The sequence below is a fragment of the Bradyrhizobium genosp. A genome (assembly GCF_049949275.1).
GTDB lineage: Bacteria > Pseudomonadota > Alphaproteobacteria > Rhizobiales > Xanthobacteraceae > Bradyrhizobium.
The window spans coordinates 1,851,067-1,872,917 of sequence record NZ_CP188196.1 but is presented as its reverse complement, the minus strand read 5'-3'; the positions used below and the strand labels follow the sequence as shown (position 1 = coordinate 1,872,917).

At 62.5% G+C, this 21,851-nt stretch carries 21 protein-coding genes; 8 read left to right on the top strand and 13 right to left on the bottom strand.

Features of this window, described 5'->3' with window-relative positions:
• Positions 1 to 86: 86 nt before the first annotated feature.
• Together ACP2YP_RS08730 and ACP2YP_RS08725 are read left to right on the top strand one after the other, a co-directional pair.
• Positions 87 to 740: a TetR/AcrR family transcriptional regulator gene (locus tag ACP2YP_RS08730; RefSeq protein WP_426426081.1), complete on the top strand. Its 654-nt coding sequence runs from the start codon at positions 87 to 89 to the stop codon at positions 738 to 740.
• 65 nt (positions 741 to 805) lie between these two features.
• A complete protein-coding gene (locus ACP2YP_RS08725; protein WP_426423673.1) occupies positions 806 to 1,213 on the top strand; it encodes a DUF4864 domain-containing protein in 408 nt (135 codons plus the stop codon).
• Here ACP2YP_RS08725 and lspA read toward each other — a convergent pair.
• On the bottom strand, positions 1,210 to 1,665 hold the full coding sequence (gene lspA / locus ACP2YP_RS08720; protein ID WP_426423672.1) for a signal peptidase II: 456 nt from the start codon (positions 1,663 to 1,665) through the stop codon (positions 1,210 to 1,212). The genes ACP2YP_RS08725 and lspA overlap by 4 nt on opposite strands.
• Positions 1,666 to 1,699: 34 nt before the next feature.
• Entirely contained in the window at positions 1,700 to 2,887 is a 1,188-nt protein-coding gene (locus ACP2YP_RS08715) for an MFS transporter (RefSeq protein WP_426423671.1), read from the bottom strand.
• A 431-nt stretch (positions 2,888 to 3,318) separates the two neighbouring features.
• Here ACP2YP_RS08715 and flhA point away from each other — a divergent pair, with 431 nt between their 5' ends.
• The 3 genes from flhA to ACP2YP_RS08700 all read left to right on the top strand — a co-directional run bounded on the left by flhA (position 3,319) and on the right by ACP2YP_RS08700 (position 7,743).
• The gene (gene flhA, locus ACP2YP_RS08710; RefSeq protein WP_426423669.1) at positions 3,319 to 5,457 is read left to right on the top strand and encodes a flagellar biosynthesis protein FlhA; all 2,139 of its coding nucleotides are present in this window, start codon (positions 3,319 to 3,321) and stop codon (positions 5,455 to 5,457) included.
• A 294-nt stretch (positions 5,458 to 5,751) separates the two neighbouring features.
• On the top strand, positions 5,752 to 5,952 hold the full coding sequence (locus ACP2YP_RS08705; protein WP_057747956.1) for a hypothetical protein: 201 nt from the start codon (positions 5,752 to 5,754) through the stop codon (positions 5,950 to 5,952).
• Positions 5,953 to 6,957: 1,005 nt separating this feature from the next.
• Complete coding sequence (locus tag ACP2YP_RS08700) at positions 6,958 to 7,743, top strand: class I SAM-dependent methyltransferase (protein ID WP_426423667.1); 786 nt, start codon at positions 6,958 to 6,960, stop codon at positions 7,741 to 7,743.
• Positions 7,744 to 7,901: 158 nt separating this feature from the next.
• Here the strand turns inward: ACP2YP_RS08700 and ACP2YP_RS08695 are convergent, their stop codons facing one another.
• The 9 genes from ACP2YP_RS08695 to fliI form a co-directional block, all read right to left on the bottom strand.
• Positions 7,902 to 8,153 (bottom strand): hypothetical protein, encoded by a 252-nt coding sequence (locus ACP2YP_RS08695; protein WP_426423666.1) that lies wholly within the window; start codon positions 8,151 to 8,153, stop codon positions 7,902 to 7,904.
• 319 nt (positions 8,154 to 8,472) lie between these two features.
• Complete coding sequence (locus tag ACP2YP_RS08690; RefSeq protein ID WP_426423665.1) at positions 8,473 to 8,799, bottom strand: hypothetical protein; 327 nt, start codon at positions 8,797 to 8,799, stop codon at positions 8,473 to 8,475.
• 516 nt (positions 8,800 to 9,315) lie between these two features.
• Positions 9,316 to 9,966, bottom strand: a complete 651-nt coding sequence (locus ACP2YP_RS08685; protein ID WP_426423663.1) for a hypothetical protein — start codon at positions 9,964 to 9,966, stop codon at positions 9,316 to 9,318.
• A 240-nt stretch (positions 9,967 to 10,206) separates the two neighbouring features.
• A complete protein-coding gene (locus tag ACP2YP_RS08680; protein ID WP_426423662.1) occupies positions 10,207 to 10,710 on the bottom strand; it encodes a methyltransferase family protein in 504 nt (167 codons plus the stop codon).
• Positions 10,711 to 11,142: 432 nt separating this feature from the next.
• Positions 11,143 to 12,102, bottom strand: coding sequence for an AraC family transcriptional regulator (locus ACP2YP_RS08675; RefSeq protein WP_426423661.1), 960 nt, complete (start codon positions 12,100 to 12,102; stop codon positions 11,143 to 11,145).
• 168 nt (positions 12,103 to 12,270) lie between these two features.
• Complete coding sequence (locus ACP2YP_RS08670; RefSeq protein WP_426423660.1) at positions 12,271 to 13,326, bottom strand: anti-sigma factor; 1,056 nt, start codon at positions 13,324 to 13,326, stop codon at positions 12,271 to 12,273.
• Positions 13,327 to 13,399: 73 nt separating this feature from the next.
• Complete coding sequence (locus ACP2YP_RS08665; protein WP_426423658.1) at positions 13,400 to 13,945, bottom strand: sigma-70 family RNA polymerase sigma factor; 546 nt, start codon at positions 13,943 to 13,945, stop codon at positions 13,400 to 13,402.
• A gap of 222 nt (positions 13,946 to 14,167) precedes the next feature.
• Positions 14,168 to 14,587, bottom strand: a complete 420-nt coding sequence (fliJ, locus tag ACP2YP_RS08660) for a flagellar export protein FliJ (protein WP_128953708.1) — start codon at positions 14,585 to 14,587, stop codon at positions 14,168 to 14,170.
• Between the two features lie 121 nt (positions 14,588 to 14,708).
• Positions 14,709 to 16,034, bottom strand: a complete 1,326-nt coding sequence (gene fliI / locus ACP2YP_RS08655; RefSeq protein WP_426423657.1) for a flagellar protein export ATPase FliI — start codon at positions 16,032 to 16,034, stop codon at positions 14,709 to 14,711.
• A 442-nt stretch (positions 16,035 to 16,476) separates the two neighbouring features.
• Here fliI and ctrA point away from each other — a divergent pair, with 442 nt between their 5' ends.
• Positions 16,477 to 17,178 (top strand): response regulator transcription factor CtrA, encoded by a 702-nt coding sequence (gene ctrA, locus ACP2YP_RS08650; protein ID WP_015688285.1) that lies wholly within the window; start codon positions 16,477 to 16,479, stop codon positions 17,176 to 17,178.
• An 88-nt stretch (positions 17,179 to 17,266) separates the two neighbouring features.
• Here ctrA and ACP2YP_RS08645 read toward each other — a convergent pair whose 3' ends face one another.
• On the bottom strand, positions 17,267 to 18,853 hold the full coding sequence (locus ACP2YP_RS08645; protein WP_426423656.1) for a hypothetical protein: 1,587 nt from the start codon (positions 18,851 to 18,853) through the stop codon (positions 17,267 to 17,269).
• Positions 18,854 to 18,927: 74 nt separating this feature from the next.
• Positions 18,928 to 20,745, bottom strand: a complete 1,818-nt coding sequence (locus ACP2YP_RS08640; protein WP_426423654.1) for a CHAT domain-containing tetratricopeptide repeat protein — start codon at positions 20,743 to 20,745, stop codon at positions 18,928 to 18,930.
• 268 nt (positions 20,746 to 21,013) lie between these two features.
• On the opposite strand from ACP2YP_RS08640, the gene ACP2YP_RS08635 reads away from it, so the two are divergent.
• Together ACP2YP_RS08635 and ACP2YP_RS08630 are read left to right on the top strand one after the other, a co-directional pair.
• Positions 21,014 to 21,418: a DUF350 domain-containing protein gene (locus tag ACP2YP_RS08635; protein ID WP_426423653.1), complete on the top strand. Its 405-nt coding sequence runs from the start codon at positions 21,014 to 21,016 to the stop codon at positions 21,416 to 21,418.
• A 1-nt stretch (position 21,419) separates the two neighbouring features.
• The gene (locus ACP2YP_RS08630) at positions 21,420 to 21,851 is read left to right on the top strand and encodes a hypothetical protein (protein WP_426423651.1); all 432 of its coding nucleotides are present in this window, start codon (positions 21,420 to 21,422) and stop codon (positions 21,849 to 21,851) included.

Sequence of the window (21,851 nt, the reverse complement as noted above, 5' to 3'; positions counted from 1 at the left end):
GGAATTCGTCAAAAGCCCGTGCGCAGACAACGCGATGCAGCTAGCCAAGGGTTCAATCTAACCAATTCGTGATCTACATTGCCGGGATGGACGACCACACCGACCAGAGCCGAAAGCCCCGCGCCGATGCCGTGCGCAATCGCGAGCGCGTGCTCGAGGCAGCCAAGGTCGTGTTCAACGCCGGCGGCCCGGAGGCGAGCCTGGAGGCCGTGGCCAAACGCGCGGGCGTCGGCATCGGAACGCTCTACCGGCATTTTCCGACGCGCGAGGATCTGTTCGAGGCGGTGTACCGGCGCGAGGTCGAGCAGCTCAGCGAGCTTGCCGAGCAGCTAAAGAACGCCAAGGACCCGGTCGATGCGCTCAGGCGCTGGCTGCGCTCCAACGTCGAATTCGTTGCCACGAAAAAGGGCATGTCGGCGGCACTGGCGCTGACGTTCCAGAGTTCGTCGGACCTGGCTGCCTTCTCGATGGATCGTCTGACCAAGGCCATTGGCTCGCTGCTCGACCGCGCGGTCGCGGCAGGCGAGATGCGCGGCGACGTCAGCCCGCATGACCTGCTCAGGGCCCTCGTCGGCATGTGCTACATGCACGACCAGCCCGGCTGGCAGTCCTCGGTGCTGCGGATGCTCGACGTATTCGTCGACGGTTTGCGCGTGCAACCCGGCGCGAAGGCCAAGTCACACACCGCCAAGTCACGCACCGCCAAGCGAGCCAAGCCGGCGGTGAAACCGAAGCGATAGCGCGTCCGTATTTGCCAAGGTCGTGCTAGGATCAGCATCGCCGGGATTTCAACGCGGAGCCTGCCATGCGCATTGCCGCCTTGCTGGTCGTTCTCAGTATTGCTTGCAGCCCTATCCCCGCACGCGCCGACGATGTCGCGACAGCGCAAGGCGTGATCCGGGCTCAGGAACAAGCCTTCGGCCACGACGACGCGGCGGCCGCCTATTCCTACGCGGCACCTGCGATCAAGCAGATATTCCCCGCGCCCGACATCTTCATGTCCATGGTGCAGAACGGCTACGCGCCGGTCTATCGTCACAAGAGTTTTGAGTTCGGCGAGAGCAGGATCGAAGGCAGCTCGGTCGCCCAGCGCGTTCACATCATCGATGCCAATGGCGAAGCCTGGGAAGCGCTCTACACACTCGAGCAGCAGGCGGACGGAAGCTACAAGATCACCGGCTGCTCGCTGCTGAAGGCAGGACAGGCGGTCTAGGTTGCCTCCAGACATAAAGACACCACGGTCGCGACTGCGCCCAAAGTGATCGCGGTGTCGGCGACGTTGAAAATGGCGAACGACCAGGCCTGATAGGAGAGATGGACAAAGTCGATGACCGAACCGATCCGGGCGCGGTCCAGCATATTGCCGAACGCGCCGCCGATGATCAGGGCTAGTCCGGCAGCCAGGATCGGCTGGCGCGGTGGCACGCGGCGGAGCCACCAGCCCAGCAGTCCGCAGGCGAGAAGCGAGAGGCCAACCAGCGGCCAACGCTGGGCATCGTCCGCGAACCGCAGGAAGCTGAACGAAACGCCCTTGTTGTAGGACAGCACGAAGTCGATGGATGGCAAGACCGTGGACGAGAAGATGATCATCGGACGATCGGGCTCCAGCCAGCCGACGACGAGCTGCTTCGTACCCTGATCCAGCAGCACGACAAGTGGGATCAACCAGATCCAGCGGAGGCTGCCATGTGATGGCGTCCTAGGTTGCAAAACCCGGTCCCGCCTTGACTGAATTCATCCGCGAGCGGATCAGCAGGGTCAATACAATGCCGATATTGAGGGCATTCCACGCCACGCCGTTGGCGAACGCAGCCGCGTAGGAGCCGGTGGCATCGAAGATGATGCCGGACACCCAGCCGCCAAAGGACATGCCGAACACGGAGGCGAAGATCACGATGCCGACGCGGGTCGCGGCCTCGCTGGCCGGCATCGCCTCGCGCACGATGATGGCATAGCTCGGCACGATGCCGCCCTGGAACAGGCCGAACATCGCGGAGATCAGATAGAGCGAAGTGAGGCTGTCGAAGAACAGGTAAAACACCAGCGCAAAGCCCTGCGCCATTGCCCCGATCAGCAGAGTCGGAATGCCGCCGATCTTGTCGGCGAGATAGCCCGACCCGATGCGGCTGACGATGCCGCAGGCCATCATCAGCGACAGCATCTCGGCGCCGCGCGCCACGCCGTAGCCGAGATCGCCGCAATAGGCGACGATATGGACCTGCGGCATCGCCATGGCGACGCAACAGGAAACGCTGGCGATCGAGAGCAGCGCCGTCAGCGTGTTGGTCGAGAGCCTGAGATCAACCCGCGGCGGCGGCGCGTTGGCGTGATTCCGGACCTTGTCATCGCCCATCTGCGCGCGCAGGACCAGCACCAGGATGGTCATCAACACCACGCAGACGACGGCGATGCCGATATGGGTGGTGCGCCAGCCGATCCTCTCCATGCCCGAGCTGATGAGCGGCGGCCACATCGTGCCGGCAACGTAATTGCCGCTCGCGACGATGGTCACAGCCAGTCCGCGATAGCGCTCGAACCAGTGCGAGGCCTCTGCCATCAGCGGCGCGAAGGTCGCGGAGGTGCCGAGCCCGATGAGGAAATAGGCTGCCACGAACTGCCAGAGCTGGGTCGACAGTCCCGCAAGAATATTGGCGACGCCGAGAAAAGCGATGCTGATCGCCATCGCCAGCACGATGCCGAATTTGTCGGTGATCTTGCCGGCGATCACGCCGCCGAGTCCGAAGCCGAACATCATCAGCGTGAAAGCCAGCGACACCGCGCCGCGCGTGGCGGCGAATTCGGCCTGCACGACGGGAAGCACCACGACGACCGCCCACATGCCGACGCCGCCGATCGAGCCGATCAGCAGCGCGAGCAAAAGCCGCACCCAAGCCTGACGGGAGTCAGGGCTGAATGAAGCCGGTTTTTGTGCTGGGTGATTTGGTGCGTGCACGGCGGCAAACTCTCCGCCGCCCGGGCTGCGGTCAAGCACCATGGCGCCATATTAGGCATGCGCAGTGTGCACCGCAGTTGCATCCCACCATCGTCATTCCGGGAAGCGGCTCTTGGCGCGAGCCCGGAATGACGGTCTGAGGGGCAGAAATATCCGCGCCAGACCTCTTCCCGCACCCCTCGTTAACCCTTTGCTAACCATACACCGGGCAAAAATTGCCGGGTGAAGTCGAGTGTCGTCAGCCGCGTAGGACGGGAGCTCCCGTGGACGCCAGTGCGGTGCCTCACTTTCGGAACGGCGGCCCATCGGCCGCCGCGCAGACATTTGGGGCGCGTGGACGTCAGTCGCGCGGGGAGACAGCTACCATGGTCGACGTCACCGCGGGACAAGGCGTAGGCAGCGCAAAGCCCGGCCTTCCCTCCCTTTCCGAAATCGTCAACATCCTCAAGCGCGGCGACATCGCGCTGGCGCTCGGCGTCCTCACCATCCTGGTGGTGCTGATCCTGCCGCTGCCCGCGATCGTGCTGGACCTGTTCCTGGCGATCTCGATCACGCTGTCGATCCTGATCCTGATGACGTCGCTGTTCATCCAGGCGCCGCTGGAATTCTCCGCCTTCCCGACCATCCTGCTGATCTCGACCATGCTGCGCCTGTCGCTCAACATGGCCTCGACCCGCCTGATCCTGTCGCACGGGCACGAGGGCACGGATGCCGCCGGTCACGTCATCGAAGCCTTCGGCAGCTTCGTGATGGGTGGCAATTTCGTCATCGGCATCATCGTCTTCGCCATCCTGGTCATCGTCAACTTCGTCGTCATCACCAAGGGTTCGGGCCGTATCGCCGAAGTCGCCGCCCGCTTCCACCTCGACGCCATGCCCGGCAAGCAGATGGCGATCGACGCCGACCTGTCCGCTGGCTTGATCGACGAGAAGGTCGCCAAGGAGCGCCGCAAGGCGCTGGAGGACGAGAGCGGGTTCTTCGGCGCCATGGACGGTGCCTCGAAGTTCGTCCGCGGCGACGCCATCGCCGGCCTTTTGATCGTCTTCATCAACGTGGTCGGCGGCATGATCATCGGCGTGGCGCAGCAGGGCCTGTCCTTTGCGGACGCCGGCCGCAGCTACACGCTGCTGACCGTCGGTGACGGCCTCGTCACCCAGGTGCCGGCGCTGATCGTCTCGACCGCGGCAGGCCTGCTCGTCTCCAAGGCCGGCGTCTCCGGCGCCGCCGACAAGGCGCTGATGAAGCAATTCTCCGGCTATCCGCAGGCGCTGGCGATGTCCTCAGCAGTCATGCTGGTGCTGGCGGTGCTGCCGGGCATTCCGACCCTCCCCTTCCTCGCGCTCGGCGCCGGCGCCGGCGCGCTGGCCTGGTCGGCGCGCAACCGCAACCGTGCGACGGCCAAAGCCGAAGCAGCTGCAAAGGCCGCACCCGCTGCCGGGACGCCCGGTGCGCCCGGCGCCGCGGCGGAGGAGCCGATCTCGGCGGCGCTCAAAATCGACGACCTCAAGATCGAGCTCGGCTATGCGCTCTTGCCGCTCGTCAACGGCCCTGACGGCACCGACCGCCTCACCGAGCAGATCAAGGCGCTGCGCCGCTCGCTCGCGATCGAGATGGGCTTTGTCATGCCGGCGGTGCGCATTCTCGACAACGTCCAGCTCGAGGCCAACACGTACATCATCAAGATCAAGGAGGTCGACGCCGGCACCGGTAAAATCTGGCCGAACCAGTTCATGGTCATGGATCCCGGCGGCAGCCAGGTACAGGTGCCCGGCATTCACACCACCGAGCCGACCTTCGGCCTGCCCGCGACCTGGGTCGACGCCAGCCTCAAGGAGGAGGCCTCGCTCAAGGGCTACACCGTCGTCGACGCCGCGACCGTGCTCTCGACCCACCTCACCGAGTTGCTCAAGGCCAACATGTCGGACCTGCTCTCCTATGGCGAGGTGCAGAAGCTGCTCAAGGAGCTGCCGAAGGAGCAGAGCGAGCTGGTCAAGGACATCGTGCCCGGACAGGTCACGGTCTCCGGCATCCAGCGCGTACTCCAGCTGCTGCTCGCCGAGCGCATCTCGATCCGCGACCTCTCCACCATCCTCGAAGGCATCGCCGATTCGCTCGCCTTCTCGCGCAATCCCGCGACTATGGTCGAGCATGTCCGCGCCCGTCTGGCGCGGCAAATCTGCGCGCAGAATACCTCGTACAACGGCTATCTGCCGCTGATCGCGCTGTCGGCGCGGTGGGAGCAGGCCTTTGCCGAATCCATCGTCGGCCAGGGCGAAGAGCGCAGCCTCGCGATGCAGCCCTCGAAACTGTCGGAGTTCATGACCGGCGTGCGCGAGGCCTTCGAGCGCGCCGCTCGCGAAGGCGAGGCGCCGGTGCTGGTGACCTCTGCGGCAATTCGTCCCTTCGTCCGCTCCCTGGTCGAGCGGTTCCGGGCCCAGACCACCGTGCTGTCGCAGGCCGAAATCCACCCGCGAGCGAGGTTGAAAACGGTCGGAAGCATCTGATTTGCCTTAAGAAGCCGTGTGTTTTTTGGCCACAGGCAAATGGTTTTTGAGTTCCTGGCGCTTGGTCGACCAAATGCTGACGAGGCGCCTGAGAAGCACATTACATCCTTGAAATAATTGCGAAATCGAACGATCAAGCCTCGTTTTCGATCGCGACCTTTCACGTCCTATCACGCTCTTGTGATGACCCCTTGGGAACGAATCCCCCCAATACTAAGTTGTTGGGCACCGGAAGCATGAACCCGCCTGACAAAGGTAGCGACTACTTCGGGTAGATGGCGGCAGGAGCCTTCCATGAACCACTCGATTTACAGCGCAGATCGCTCGACCCACCTGAAGGTGGTGGCCGTTGCGCTCGTTGCCGGCATCGCAGTCGCGGGCTTTGGCATCTCAGCGCGCTCGGGTTCGGACGAAGGCCTCACGCAGACTGCCCGCGTCATCAAGGCCGGTAAGCCGGTTGTAATCACCAGCTCGAACGCATCGCTCGTTCGCTAAGGAGATCTGAGTTTCAGGAATTCACGCGGCTCTTTACCAGCCCCCCAAAGTCGCCACGTGGATATGTAGACGACCCCAACCCCAAGTCGACTACAGAAAGCGCCCGCCCCCCACGGGCGCTTTCTCATGTCTGGGGTACGTCGCGTCAATGCGGCGCGTGCCCGCGTCATTCTCCCCTCTCGTGTCCCGGACGCGCCGCAACGCGCTAGCGTTGCTGCGCAGAGCCGGGACCCAGGAAGCCGCACGGTACGCTGATGGATGGGCCCCGGCTCTGCAGCGCATCACTTCGTGCTGCGCAGCGTCCGGGGCACGAGACTTTTGCTCAACGATATACATGGCTTCTCATCCTCGCGGCTCATTTCGCCCGAGCTTTGCTTCGTCGTTTCACCCTCAATGAAAGAGGGCGCAGGGAAGACCGGGCGCCGGCTGGCACCCGCAGTCCACTGTGCGAAGTTGCAGCGAGAGAATTTGCACAGCGGCATACAGGTGAAGCCAGGACATCCGGCCTTCCCTGCGCAGTGGTTTGACGGCTTATGTCGCGCTCTCCCCGGGGAGCGATGCACTATTGCCCCCGTCGCCTTGCCGATCACTGATGCAAGAGCCCGGTTGGGTACCCACATCACCACAAGACTTGGCGCACAGACCCCGGGCGCCAGGACCACACGATTTTGCCGTACGCAGATTACATCGGTCGTGCGCGCGACGCATCCGCTCACGGTTGCCCGCCCTGCGATTGCTTTTCGCGCCGATGTGGCCCACGTCCACCGCCGGCCGGCCCGCGTTCGTGACGATCGCGATACGCCCCTCTTCCTTGGGCCGGAGTAGGCGATACATACGCCGTTTCCGAATTTCGGTAAAGTGGAATATTTTTGGCGACGTGGGTTGTCCCAAGTCTGGCGTGTTTTGGCCGTCAGGCAACGCAAGGGCTTGTAGATGAGGCGACCATGCCTTGAACGAAGGGCCTTGCCTGGCTAGGTTTCACAACCTGAAGAAGCGGGGCACTCCATGGAGCAGCGCTTTACCTTCGATCAAATCGCGGGTGCATATGGGGCCTCACGCCCCGAATATCCCGAAGCCCTCGTGGACGACGTGGTTTCGTACGCCAGCGTGACGCCCGGCGATCCCATTCTCGAAGTCGGCTGCGGCACGGGACAGGCAACAAAGAGCTTCGCGACGCGAGGCTTACAGATCGTTGCGATCGATCCCGGACCCGAAATGGTCCGCGCTGCGCGTGCGAGCTTGGCAAAATTTGATAATGTCGAACTGGTTGAGGCGACGTTCGAGGCGTGGTCACAAGACAAGGCACCGTTCCGACTCATCCTCGCTGCGCAGTCGTGGCACTGGGTTTCGCCGGAGTTGCGGTTCGTGAAGGCCGCGAAGCTGCTTTCATCTGACGGATCGTTGGCCGTCTTCGGCCATGTTCCGACAGGACTTCCCGTTGCGTTACTCGAACGGTTCAGGGACATCTACCTGCGTCATACCGGCCGCTGGGGGCCGCCGCCGGAAGCTTGGTACCTGCCCAGCGGTCCATTCAAAGGCTGGTTTGACGAGTCGGGCTTGTTTGGACCGGTGGAGCACCGCTGCTATCCGTGGATGCGGCGGCACACAACATCAAGCTACGCCAATTTCCTGGGGACGCGCTCGGATATCCGGATGCTCATGCCAACGATCCGCGACGAACTGATCAATGACATTTCCGAAGCGATCGATGGGCACGGGGGAGGATTCGAAGTGGACTACGAAACTCACCTCTACATAGCCCGCCGAGCTAGTCTCGATAAGCAGCTCTGACGTGTTCAATGTCTGGAATTGGGTCAGAAGCTGACGGTCGACGGGTGGTACGCGAGGTGAGCTATGGGGCCAGAAGCGGACACTCGACAGTAGCCCAATTCGACGCCTACGAGCATCGGGCTTCTGTCAAAAGATTGTTGCGGCATGGCCTTCGCATCTCAACATATCCTCGCATTGTCGCCCTCGTCGCAAATGTGGCCGGGCACGCCCCGGACCGACGGACCGAACCATACTGGAATGCCCTCCCAGACAATCCAGCAGCCGCCGGGGCCGGTATTGAATATATGACAGGGTGTGCCGTGTACTGTGATGCGCGTTCGCCCGGCTGCGAATTTCTCGCGAGCCACGGCGGTCGTTGTAAGCATGGTGAGCGCGATCAATCCAGTTGCCAAGAGCTTGATTGTGGTCATCGAGCTTGTCCTTTTAACCCTTGATGGCGCTGCGACCTTAGCCTGTTTCCGCAGCCAGTGAAGGACAGGATACGCTTGCTCGTCCGCATCCTGCCCGACGAAGTTCGCCGATGTTGCCCGTGACGACATCCGCCCACGTCACGGGTCACTGCACCCGCAGGATGCCGTGGTGCTTGAGCCACGGTCGACTAAGGGTCAATCGCGTCGGTTGGGCCCTACGGTTATAACTTCCGGTTAGCCCTAGTGAGCGGACTTCGTCAGCGCCAGTCGGAAGGTCTCATTCGGGCCAATATCGGAAGTGGATCGTACCACAGGATAGCTATTGCCAGCGCGTTACGTGTAGACCAAAAATTACGGCTGCGGGGATGCCAACTGCCAAAACGAAAAGGCTGAAATAAAACTCTCGCCGTCCGGCAACGCGCCACCATTTCCAAGCAAAATACGAGGCAGGAACCGCAAAAATAACGATGGTTATCCAGAGCGTGATCGCCCATTCACGGCCTGAGCAGCGCGCCCCGCACAATCCTTGGATCGCCTTCACAGATGGTCCCGTAAGCAGGACCCAAGGGAATACTGGAATAAGTACGCTACCTGGAACAGCCACAAACACAATGACAAGCACGACGACAAATACTATCGCCAACATTGCGGCCACTCTGTTGGCTGTTCAAGGGTGACAATCATGCGCCGACATCGCTCTGCAACATCCTCACACAGGCTCAATAGGCTCATACTTAGATTGTAAGGATGTAATCAGTCAACCTTTGGCCGGTGAGCCGTTCGATTTTGAATGAAGCGGGCGCGACTTCCGCTATGGGTCAAAAAGCGAAGTGGCGGCCATCTCGTGGCCCGTCGGGTTATCTCTCATAAGCAGACGTCGGTCGACACGATGCGTGGGTTCGCGACGGGCCAGACTCGGGCTCTTGCATTGCAGCAAGAAAGCTCTATTCGATCACCACGTTGGCGCGAGCGAGCAACGTGGGCGGCAGTTGCAGGCCAAGTTGACGTGCAGCTTTTTGGTATTACGGTGACAGTGCACCAAATGCCCAGGTCCGAAAAGCTCATCAATTGAGTGCACTGTCACCGTAATACCCGTAATACTCGAACAAGCTGACGATTTCAGAGCCAAGCCGAACTTCGCGTCAGGGCCATTAGCGTCGGATTAGTTGCTTTCGCAACCGTTAGCGCAAGTGCTCTGGCTTGGGCCTACCGCAATGGCAAGGCGCTTCGCATCGCGGAGAACTGGGTAGATCGCAATGCCCGTCATTGTAGTCCAGAAGACCACGCCAAATATCTGGATGAAATTGGCGCCAAACCAAACGAAGCTCGACACCGCGATACCCAACCCAAAGGAAAGAGTACTGAAGAAAATGCAAGACCACAGAAATTGAGATGCATGCCTCTTTGCAGTCTCGCTGGAAGCTAAGCGCTGGACTTCGCGGCGCGTCCAGAGCAGGTCGAAGACGAGAGAAGCGCCGAATAAGACCATGGCTGTGAGGTCAAGAATATCGAGTTGCTTGATGGTCCGTACAAGGAAGAAACCGCACACAAATGCTGAGGGCGCAGCGCAAAAGGCATCGGTTAGTAGCTTTCCCTTAGTGGAATTCATTGCGGTTACAGGAAAGCGCCATGTCAAGCCAGCTACTAAGAGGCTGATGCCAAGAGCGCTCAGTAAACACCCGACCACGATGGCAAACACCTTCGCGATGTTAGCCAGGGGATCTTCGCCCACAATTCTGTCGAAAAAGATTCTGTCGATTCCGACATACAGCAGGCCAAGTGCGGCAAGCAGTGTAAGCCACCGGACTCTCATTTGATCTTTCTTCCCTTGATTCAGGTTAAGCGCGCGCTTTCAGGTGCTTTTGACCTCCGCAAAACACTATAAAATCGGGTATTACGGTGACAGTGCACCAAATGCCAGGTTCGAAAGCTCATTAAATTAGTGCACTGTCACCGTAATACCGTAATACTGACTCAGCTGCTGCACCTGATCAGGGAGGAGAGGCGCGCTTGGACCTTAGCGAAGGCAGTGCCCGTCGTCATGATGCTCGCGTTACGGAACTTGCCATGGCGTCAGCCGTGGAACCCAGCGCGGGACATTGGCCCGAAAGTCCTCGTACTGCGCGCCAAATGTCTGCTTGAGCGTTGGTTCTTCGTACACCAAGACGAAGACGTGGAAAAAGAGCCAGAGCAGCGCGGCATACCAGAGGAGGCGCCAATCGCCGAATAAAAGTGCTTGACCAAAAATGACAGCAGCGACCCCGACGTAAATCGGATTTCGCACGTAGCGATAGAGACCCATGACCACCAGCTTCTGTGTCGGCGCGATCGGGGCTGGCGTTCCCAGCCCCTGCAGTGCAAACCGCGCGAACGAATCCACAACTCCGGGCACTCCGGCAATGATCAACATAAGTCCGATGGCGCGGGTCAGTTCAAAGCCGAAAAAAGCCGGCCGGAACTCCCAATGTGTGATCCACCATGGGACGAACCCCGCCAGCACCAAGGGCGCGACGACGAAGAATAGAGCAGAGCCCAAGATGGCAATCGCCTTCGACACGGGTAGCCCTTAACGCTACTGGTACCAATGTTGAAATCCACACTACTCCAACCAGGCGCGAACCGGAAGACGGGCCCAAAAGCTCCTTCCATCAGGCCCCCTGTCGGAAGCGCCATGTCGGCTTGGGGTCACAGGCGGCAAGGTATGACAGTCCGGCTGATGCCAGCTGTCCTGCTGAAAGCCGACATCAGGAAGGCTTGCGTGTTGTTCGACAACGGGGCCCACTTACAGACATCTCATGACTGACATCTCCGGCCAGGAGTCACTTCAGCCTGTTGTGGTGCGGTGCTTTCTTCGCACTCTGTCGCATCATTTCGCTTGGTTGATGGATGCACGGCCCGGCCCAACGACGCGGTGCTCCATTCGGTCAGGGGCGGCGCCTGCACCGGATCGACCAACCGCGGCAGCGCCCGCCCTGGACAAAATCCCGGCTCAGGCCTCGCGCAGGTCCGAGGGCGTCGCGGCAAAACGCTTGCGGAAGGCGCGATTGAAATAGGATAGGTCGGCGAAGCCCGCGGAATGCGCGATGTCGCTGATCTTGCGCGCTCGCGCGCGGGGATCGCCAAGCAACTTGCGTGCGAGCAGCAGACGCTGTTCGAGCACGAATTCGGTGAAGGTAGTGCCGGCCTGCTCGAACAGCCGCTGCGCCTGGCGCGGGCTGAGGCCTGAGCGGGTGGCAACCTCGGACAGGCAGAGATCGTTGCGGCCGAGGGCGGCCATCACGTCGGCGCGCATCAGATCGAGGCGGGCCGCCGCATGGCCGCGACCGCGCGCGAGCGCCGCGTGCTCGGCGTCGGTGCCGAGCAGGAGGCCGACGAGATCGACCATATGCTGCGCGGTCAGGCGCTGGCCGACGGCGTCGAGATGTGGCGCGTGATGGGCAGCAAGCGCGTGATAGCGGAAGATGGTCTCGGCGACCGCACCGTCCGACAGAACCTGCGACAGCTTCTCCTCGGCGCGCGGATTGATCTCAAGCAGCGCACGGCGCGGCATGCGGATGGTGGTGAAGCGGTTCTCGTCGGTGTGACCAACGCTGCCGGTGATGCCCATATCGGCAAGCACCATCTGCGCCGGTGCAAGCTCGACGGTATGGCCGTTCTGCCGGACGCTGACGAGGCCGGCATGCGCGGCGATCAGCACGAGATCGTCGCTGCCGTCGGCGAGACCGCTCTGCGTGCGCGAATATTGCGCGGAGGCCCCTTCGGGAATGGCGAGCGCGATATTGTCGACCACGCTGATCTGCAGCCGGCAATCGATGCTGTCGCCCTGGCTCGGTCCGATCTCGAGGCCACAGGACCCCAAGGCCCGGTCGCGCCAATGCTCGAACGCCGGCCCCTGCGGCAGGCCAGCATATTGGTGAATAAAGACGCCCGGCGGCTTGGCTGCATCCATCTGATTTCTAGCCCCTCTCCGGAACCTTGATCGGCGGCGCCGACTGCAAATTCCGGGCATTTGACGCCTGGAAATGCATGGAGGTTCAAATCACGGGTGGATTCAGCAGGACTTGTCGGATTGCGACGGCAAAATGGACCGCAGCGACAATGATACGCCTTGTAGCGCCTACTTCTTCGCCGGAACCTGCGGCTGGGACGGCGGCACGGTTTCGATCAGCTTGCCGGAAAACACCGGCGCCGAGGTCGGCTGGCCGTTGGGCGAGCCGCCCGACTGTTCGACCGTCACGGCATAAGTTGCGCCGTTGACGACATCGGCGTCGTAGCCGGCGAGCACCGGACGCGCCGTGAAGTCGCCGCTGCCGATCACGCCCAGCGAACGCGGGCGCGGCAACCTGTCGGAGATCAGCCAGAGCTCAAAACTCTTGCCCGGCTCCGGCGTCGCGCCGACCTTGCGCACCGTGAAGTTCTTGGTCGCCCCGTCAATGGTGAGGATGAAGGCGGGGCCGCCGCTTTGGCCCTGCAACAGCGCGACATATTGCGCGGGCGAAGACAGTGGCGCGGCCGGCGTCTTGAGCTCGACCGTCTGGATGCGCGGTGCGGGCCGCAGCGCGCCCGGCAGCGCATCGGGCAGGAAGATCTGAAGCGACAGCGTCACCAGCAATGCGGCCGCAAGTGCACCCACGGCGGAGGCGATGGTGCGCCAGCGCTTCACGCGGCTCTCGAGATAGATCACGTTGGTGTCGTCGACGACTGGCACCTGCGCGACGGGCGTCACGCTCGGATCGGGCGCATGGGTCTGCGGCACGAATTGCGGCGGGAAAATCGGAATAGCGTCGGAGTCGGATTGGGGCGGCGCCAGCGGCGGCACGTCCAGCGACGATGGTTGCGGCGATGGAGGCTCTGGCGATGAGGGCTCCGGTGAAGAGAGCTCCGGCAGTGGTGGCGCCGGCGCATCCGACAGCGCCGGCGGCGCCTCTGACGAATCCTGCGACGACACTGTCCGCGCGATCTCGCGCTTGATGTTCTCCCACACGATCGGCCGCGGCTCGATCGTGCCGACCATCTGGTTGAAGACGCCGAGCCGGAATTCCCAGGCCTGCACCACGGCGGCGAACTCCTGGTCCACCGCCATCATGGCCGCGACCCGCGCGCGCTCGTCGGCATCGAGTGTGCCGAGCGCATATTCCGCGGCGAGCGCGATATGGTCCTCGCTGTAGGCCATCACTCTGCTTCACCTATCCCATGGAAGAGGTGAAGCAAGAACGCTGCGCCAGCATCTGCACTTTTCATCATCCTCATAGTCCGAGGCACTCCCGGATATCCAGCATGCTGCGCCGCAGCCACGTCTTCACCGTGTTGACGGGCGCAGCGAATTTCTCCGCCAATTGCTCGCGGCTCCAGCCGTTGTAATAGGCGAGAAGCACGAGCCGCTGACGATCCGGCTCGAGGCGGCCGATACATTCCAGCAGCCGCTTCAACTCCTCGGACATCTCCCGGCGTGCCAGGGGATCGGGACTGTCGGCGGCGACCTCCATCGCCTGCGGCTCCTCCTCGATGGAAGCCTCCGTCTTCTTGCGCACGATATCGATGGCACGGTTGCGCGCGATCGACGCCATCCACGTGATCGGCGATGACAGCGTCGGATTGAACTGGCCGGCGTTGTTCCAGATCTTGACGTAGGTCTCCTGGATGACCTCCTCTGCGAGATCCTGTCGGCGCAAGATACGGAGGACGACGCCATAGAGTTTCGCGCGCGTGGCGCCGTAGAGACGCTCGAACGCGGCCTGGTCGCGCTTCGCCACCGCCTCAATCAGCCCGACCAGCTCTGCTGGCGTCAGCATTCAGCCCCCCAACGCGCGGCCCCGTCGCTTCTGTTCACCTCTCCCGGACGGGGAGAGGTGGACACCTCCCTCGCTGGCACCGCTTTCATCCTCGCTACCATAGCGCGCGGCCAAGCCCGTCACCAAGGGGCGGCGCGCCACGCTGTGGACAGCACACGCAAAAACCCGGACCTTGCGGGTCCGGGCTCGCAAATTCTCGGGCGATTTTGGCCGGCGCCGCCGTTAGGCGACGGCACCGATGCGGGAGCGCATCAGGCCGATGCTGTCGAGATCGGCCTGCTCGCGGGCATTTTCCTCGGCGCGCTCGCGGGCCTGGTCGCGCTCGTCCAGGAGCTCGACCTTCTTCAGCTCCTCGAAAGCCTCGCCGAGCGCAGCCTTGGCCTCCTCGAGCTGGCCCTTCAGCTCGTCGGCCGAACGGGTCAGGTTCTCGCGGCGCTGGATGGCGGCCTTGGCATAGGTCGGATAGGCGAAATGCGCGGGATCGTTGATCCCGGCGCGGTCCTGCTCGGTCTGGATCTCGCGATCCAGATCGGTCGACATCCGCTGGAAGTCGGCGATCATGGACTCGATCTGGGCGACCCGGCGGCGCTTCTCGTCGACCTGAAACTTCTTCAGGCGGATGAGGGTATCACGTGACTTCATCGACTCGTACTCCCCAGAAGTCCCTTGGCTGCACGTGGGACGGCACCGGTCTCGCCACGGGCCCGATTGGGACCAAGACCGGCTCTGCTACTCTGTGTGATCGGATGATGACGGGACAAAGTTAGCGTTCCGTTTCCAAATTGCCGAGGATTTGCGCCAACTGACGGTAACCGTCGGCCAGCGAGGCATTTTCGTCCTTGCGCTGGCGCAGGAAGGCCTCCAGCGGCTCGTGCAGGCGGATCGCCTCGTCGACCTCGGGGCTGGAGCCGGCCCGGTAGGCGCCGAGCCGGATCAGCTCCTCCATGTCGGCGTAGGTCGCCATCACAGCGCGCGCCTTCTGGATGGTCGGCCAGAATTGCGGATCGGCCGATTTCGGCATGGTGCGGGAGACCGATTTGAGGATGTTGATGGCGGGGTAGCGGCCGCGTTCCGCGATCGAGCGCTGCATCACGATGTGGCCGTCGAGGATGCCGCGGACGGCGTCCGCGATCGGCTCGTTGTGATCGTCGCCATCGACCAGCACCGTGAAGATCGCTGTGATCGCGCCCTCCGCCAGGCCCGGTCCGGCGCGCTCCAGAAGTTTCGGCAGCTCGGTGAAGACGGTCGGCGTGTAGCCCTTGGCGGTCGGCGGCTCACCGGCGGACAGTCCGATCTCGCGCTGGGCCATGGCGAAGCGCGTCACCGAGTTCATCAGGCAGAGAACGTCCTGGCCCTCATCGCGAAAATATTCGGCGACGGCGAGCGTCAGATACGCGGCCTGCCGCCGCATCAGCGCCGGCTCGTCGGAGGTCGCGACCACCACGACGGAGCGAGCCAGCCCCTCCTCACCGAGGTCGTCCTGCAAGAATTCCTGCACCTCACGGCCGCGTTCGCCGATCAGCCCGATGACGCTGACAGCGGCATCGACGTTGCGCGCGAGCATCGAGAGCAACACGGATTTGCCGACGCCGGAACCTGCGAAGATGCCCATGCGCTGGCCGCGACAGCAGGTGAGGAAGGTGTTCATCGCGCGTACGCCGAGATCGAGCGGCGCGCCGACGCGCTTGCGCGAATGCGCCGGCGGCGGCGAATTGCGATACGGCATCGGCGAAGCGCCTTGCGGCAACGGCCCCTTGCCGTCAATCGGTTCGCCCAACGCATTGACGACGCGGCCGAGCCAGGCCGACGACGGGCGAACCTGGTTGGCGGCATTGGCGATCACAGCCTTGCAGCCGCGACGCACACCGTCGAGGCCGGCGAACGGCATCACGACAGCGTTGTTGCCGGAGAAGCCGATCACCTCGCAAGGGATGGAACGGTTGGCGCCGGTCTCGATCACAAGCCGCGCACCGACCGACATCGCGTGGATCGGGCCGGCGACCTCGACCATGAGGCCGCGCACGCCGACCACACGGCCATAGATATTGACGCCGTCGATATCGCCGATCTGTTCGGCAAGAGCCTTCATGCAGTTGCCCTCATAGAGCAGCCTTCATAAGAGGGCCTTCATAGGCGCGCGCCTTCATGATTGGGGCCTTCATGACGAAACTCTTAAGTTTCGCCATATTTCTGAACGGCACTTAACTTCGTGTTTACCCGCATCGTTAATCATTGCGTCACTGTCTTTGTGACTGAGCGTGGCTCCCCTTCAGAAGAAGGCTGAGTCGCGGGAGTCGGTTAGGCCCGTCTCTTAAAGTGGAACTTGAACGGAGCCGGGTAACGAAAGCTGCTTCTCGCGCAAGACCTTAGGGCGATTCGACAAAAATTGCACCGGGGGGACTTGCGTTCCAGAATCAGGATTTGTTAACCATCTGTTGTCAGGATCCGAATCAGTTGTTCAAAGGCGTTTTGTTGAGTGCCGCGAATGCGGCCGACCTGACGCCCAGGAGCGGCGACTATGGGGAACTGGCATGCGCGTTTTGCTGATTGAAGATGACAGCGCCGTCGCGCAGTCGATCGAGCTGATGCTGAAGTCGGAGAGCTTCAACGTCTACACGACCGATTTGGGGGAAGAAGGCGTCGATCTCGGTAAATTATACGATTACGACATTATCCTTCTCGACCTCAACCTGCCCGACATGTCCGGCTACGACGTGCTCAAGCAGCTTCGGGTCTCCAAGATCAAGACACCGATCCTGATCCTCTCCGGCCTCGCCGGCATCGAGGACAAGGTCAAGGGTCTCGGCGTCGGCGCCGACGACTACATGACCAAACCCTTCCATAAAGACGAGCTGGTTGCCCGCATCCACGCGATCGTGCGCCGCTCCAAGGGTCACGCCCAGTCTGTCATCCAGACCGGCGACCTCGTCGTCAATCTCGACACCAAGACGGTCGAAGTCGGTGGCCAGCGCGTGCATCTGACCGGCAAGGAATACCAGATGCTGGAGCTGCTCTCGCTCCGCAAGGGCACGACCCTCACCAAGGAAATGTTCCTCAACCACCTCTATGGCGGAATGGACGAGCCCGAGCTGAAGATCATCGACGTCTTCATCTGCAAGCTCCGCAAGAAGCTCGCCAACGCGTCCGAGGGACGCAACTTCATCGAGACCGTATGGGGCCGCGGCTACGTGCTGCGCGAGCCGCACGAGCAGGAAGAGCGCATCCCCGCCTGATCTGGTTTGCGTCGCGAGCCCTGTCGGGCTCACTCCTCCCAGCTTGGACCCCGCCGCAAATGGCGGGGTTTTGTTTTTTGGGAATCCGTCAGGCACTCGCCAGCGAGGCGGTGGCAAGAACGGAGCTCCTGACCGGGACGCGCGCGGCCGCCTCGCGCAGCCAGGCGATCAACGCGTAGCCGATGATGAACCCGAACGCGAAGGTCGGGAGCACGAAAGACCAGACAAACATCCAGCCGGAGACGTTGTCGACGACTTCCATCACCGGCATCGGGCTGACCTGGTGGATGGCCAGCAGCACCCACAACAGCACCGTCAGGCCGCCACCGAAGACGAGGCCGTCGCGCATCCGCCGCGTCTTGCGCGACCGCCTGCCCCAGGTCGAATCCTGCACCAGCAGGGCCACCATCGCCGCGATCCCCCAAGGGAAGATCAGGAGCGGCAATTCGTGCAGGACCACGTCGAGATAGGGCTTTTGCGGGAACTGGTAGAAGTCGAACAGCGCTTGAAGCGGAAAGAAAAAGATCAGGGCACTCCAGAGACCGATCGTGAGAATAAATCCGACCGGCAGCCGGCCGAAAATGGTCTCGTTCGCGAACGCGTATTGGCGCTTGACATAGTAGACCAGCCAGAAGTTCACGATGAGGTACAGCGGCGTCACCAGCAGCGTCCGCATCATGCCGACATATTGGTCACCGGGCATGTGGACGACCTTCCCGGACCCGACCAGCCACGCCAGCGACCAGACAAAGGCGAAGCCCGCCACGACCGCCACGAGCTTCACGATGCCGGGCGGCGACGGCTCCAGTGTGAAGCCGATTGTCCCTAACCTTCGCTGGCTGCGGGCAAACGTCCATTCGCCGGCGAGCGCGGCGCGCGCTGCGAACAGCAGAAGATTGTTGAGCAGGGAATCCATGTCCTTGCGCAGATCCTCCAGCATGCATCCGGCCGCGGTTTGGGCGGCCAGCTGAAGCTGGCTGACCGCGCTGTGGCGGGTCGAGAGCTGGTCGAGCGCCTGCCAGTCGTTCGGCTCGACCTGGCTGTCCTCCATGATCGCACCGTAGATCTCGCCGCTGCTCTTGAGCACGCGGACGGTACGGAAACAGAGGGAGTCGTAGACCGCGAGCAGCTCCGCATAGAGATCGGAGTTGCGCTCCATGAAGGCATCATGACCGGCGGCCCAGCGCTCGAGATGAAGCATGAGCGCCGAGATCTTGAGGAAGCGCGACTGGATCGCGGTCGATTGCGTGGCGCGGAAGTCGTCGACCTGATAGCCGACCCTGGACAGCTTGCGCTGAAGGCTCGGCATGTCGTCTGGACCGACCTGGAACGGTGCTGCGGCCAGCGCGTCGCGCAGTGCGAGCGCGCTGACGGGAATGCCGGCCAGCTCCTGGCAGAATTTCCGCCACACCTTTGGCGCGACGGGAATGAGCCAGGCGCACATCAGGAGCCAGACCGCGGCGAGCGGCGACAGCTTGTCGGGAAGGATGGCGTAGATCACCAGAAACGGCGTGACGAAGACGGCGAAGCCGAACAAGAACAGCGGCCGCGTCGTGAACGAGCGGGTCCCTTTCAACGTATGAAACCTGAACCAGTAGAACAGCACGACCAGAAGCGGTCCACCGAAGGACTCGAAGATCGCATTCAAGGGTTCTACGACATGAGCAAGCGGCACGATGAACTCCTATTGCTAGGGTTCGCTGTTGAAAGGCGCGCCGGACACCGCGGCATCCGGCGGTCGCGTGAGAGTCACGCAGCCTCGGCGATCATCTTGGCCTTCTGGACCAGGAAATCGATATTGTCCGGGGCCAGCGCAATCGCGCTGTCCATATCGTTCTGGGCCTTCACCACGTCCTTGATCTGGGCATAGGCATTGGCCCGGGACACCAGATATTTCGGCTCGTTCTCGTTGGTCGCAATCGCCGTGCCGAAGGCCTTGATCGCCTCCTCGACATAGCCGCGCTTGTCGTCGGTGCCGGCGGCCGTCATGCTGACGATGCCCTTGATCCAGTAGAACTCCGCGTTCCTCGGCTTGAGCTTGATCGCTTCGGTGATGTCGCTGAGCGCGTTCTCGTAAAGACCGACCGTCACGTTGAAATTGGCGCGGCGCACGAAATATTCGGGCTTCGCCGGATCGAGCTTCAGCATGTAGGCAAAGCTCGCGGCGGCTTTCGGGATCTGCTTCTGCTTGTGCTGAAGCGTGCCGAGATCGAAATAGACTTTTGCGAGCCGGACCGAAAGTTCGCTGTCATCCGCGAGCAGGCCGTGCAGCTCCTGTCCGCGCCGGGTCAGCTCCTCCAGCGCCTCGATCGTGGCCGCACCAGCGGCGAGCGCCTCCATGAATTTGTCGCGCCGCTGCCGCAGCAATTCCTTCGAGGGACGCGCCGCCTCGGGCGGGGCGACCTGCGGCTGCGGCGCTTCGACGTCAAAGATCCGTCCGTCGGACGAGCGCATGTAAAGAACGGGAATTCCCCACTCGACCCGGGACTTTTCCTGGATGAATTTGCGCGCAAGCGTCACCGCATCGTCGATCGGACGGTTGCCGGCGAGGGCTGCGTAAAATCCTTCCGACATCGAGATCGCGGCGCTGTCGGTGATCGGAAACTGCATCGCCACCACGGCGGGCAGCCACCCCGTCTTCATCAACCCGATCGCCGGATTGCCGAAGCGGTCGCCGACATTGATCCTGGCGCTCTCGCAGCAATTGAGCACGATCAGGCGCAGGCTGCGCCGTGCTCCCGTCAGCATCATCGCGAGGTCGGAGGCGAATTTCTTCACCGGCTTGCCGTCCTCGTCGACCATGACGACGAAGCCAGAGGCACCGGCGCCGGGCAAGGCTTCCTCGACGCCGCCATGCCCGATGAAGTGGAAGATGTGCCACTCGCCTTCCAGCAGCTTCTTCATCAGGTCTTTGCCGGTCCCGCCGGGGACCCACTGAAAATCGACCTTACCCTCGTGCTGGAGCGCATCGACGCCCTTGTTGATGCGGTCGCGCTCCTTGACGACGTTGAGCTTCGGCCATTCGCTGGTCGAGGGATCGGCGATCATGCCGAGGATGCGCAGCGGTCCCTTGACGCCCATCCGGCCGACGCCGCCCGCGGTCTCGAGATAGCGCACGAGGGGACGCGTGAGGCTCACGAAGCCGGGCATGTCGTCTTCGTCGTAGAGATATTCCCAAGGCAGCCCGGCAAGGTCGGCCGCCTCGATGCGCAGCTTGATCCTCAGATCCTGCGCCGCGCCCTTGCTGCGCTCATAGATGCGCTGGATCGACGGCACGTCGGTAAAGACGCTGCGAAACACCCCGCGGCCGAAATCGCGCAGCACCTGCTCGCCGCGCGTGGTCGGCCCCTGGCGATTCTTCTCGTCGACCTCGAGGACCGCGTTTTCCAGCTCGCCGCGCAGCTTGGCCAGTTCACCGGGCGCGGAGAACCAGAACTTCACCTGGCTCTTCGGCGCTTCGCCCGCCGGCGACCTGACGACGCGACCGTAATATTGCTGAGGACCGCCACCCACGGGCAGATCGGAGCCGATCTCGAGCTCGAAATCTTCGTATTCGGCAACAGGCATTTTGAGCCTCACTCAACAAGATTTTGATCTGAACGAAGAAGCCCTCGAATGTGCATGGCCGATCGCAACCAGGACGACCGTGAATGCGCCAGACTATCACACGCAACCTCGAGACGCATTTGTGAAGCATGTCTCATGCGGCTCGATTTTTTGTGCAGTGCCGGGGCGTACCGCAGAGCAGGCTTGTTTCTGGGGATGAACCTGTTCGACCGATGCGGCGACTAAGCGATCGTGCCAGACTTCGCGGCGCCAAACGTTGGACCTCCCCATGATCCTGCAATCGCTCGCCGGCCTGCCCGCCTTCCTGGTCTATTTCTGCACCGGGTTGGTCGCGATAGTGGCATATCTGTTCGTCTACACGCGGATCACGCCGCACAACGAGTTTCAGCTGATCCGCGACAACGATCCAGCGGCTGCGATTGCGCTCGGCCTCAGCCTGCTCGGCTTCGTGGCGCCGCTGTTCAGCGCGATCGCGCATTCGGCCAACGTGCTGGACTGCCTGATCTGGGCCTTCATCGCGCTGATCGTGCAAGTCGCCGTGTTTTACATTGTGAAAATCCCGGTGCCGAACCTGTCGGGGCGGATCGCCACCGGCGAGCTGGCGCCCGCGATCTGGCTCGGCCTGTCCTCGCTCGCCGCGGGCCTCCTGAACGCCGCCTGCATGATCTACTGACATGCCGAACAAGCCGCCCACCAAGGATTTTGGCAAGCGCAGGCCGGCACCCGCGCCGCCGGCACCACGGGCGCCGGTGAAGCGCTCGGGGCATGTCGCGCTGCTGGTGATGGGGACGATCGCGGTCGGCGCCACTGCCTACACGCTGATGCCGCGGCGGAGCTGCGATCCCCCTCCTCCCGGGACGTCAGTCCCCGGGGCGTCAGTCCCCGGGGCGACAGTCCCCGGGGCCGCGACGCCGGCACAGGCGACCACCAATTGCAGCAGCGGCCATGGCTCATCAGGCAGCTCACACTGGTCGTCGCGATCGAGTTTCTACAGCAGCGACTCCTCAAGCCATTCCTCATCAGGGACCTCGTCCGATTCAGGCTCCGGTGGCGTCACGCGCGGCGGCTTCGGCTCGTTTGCGCATGGCTTCTCGGGCGGCGGCTGA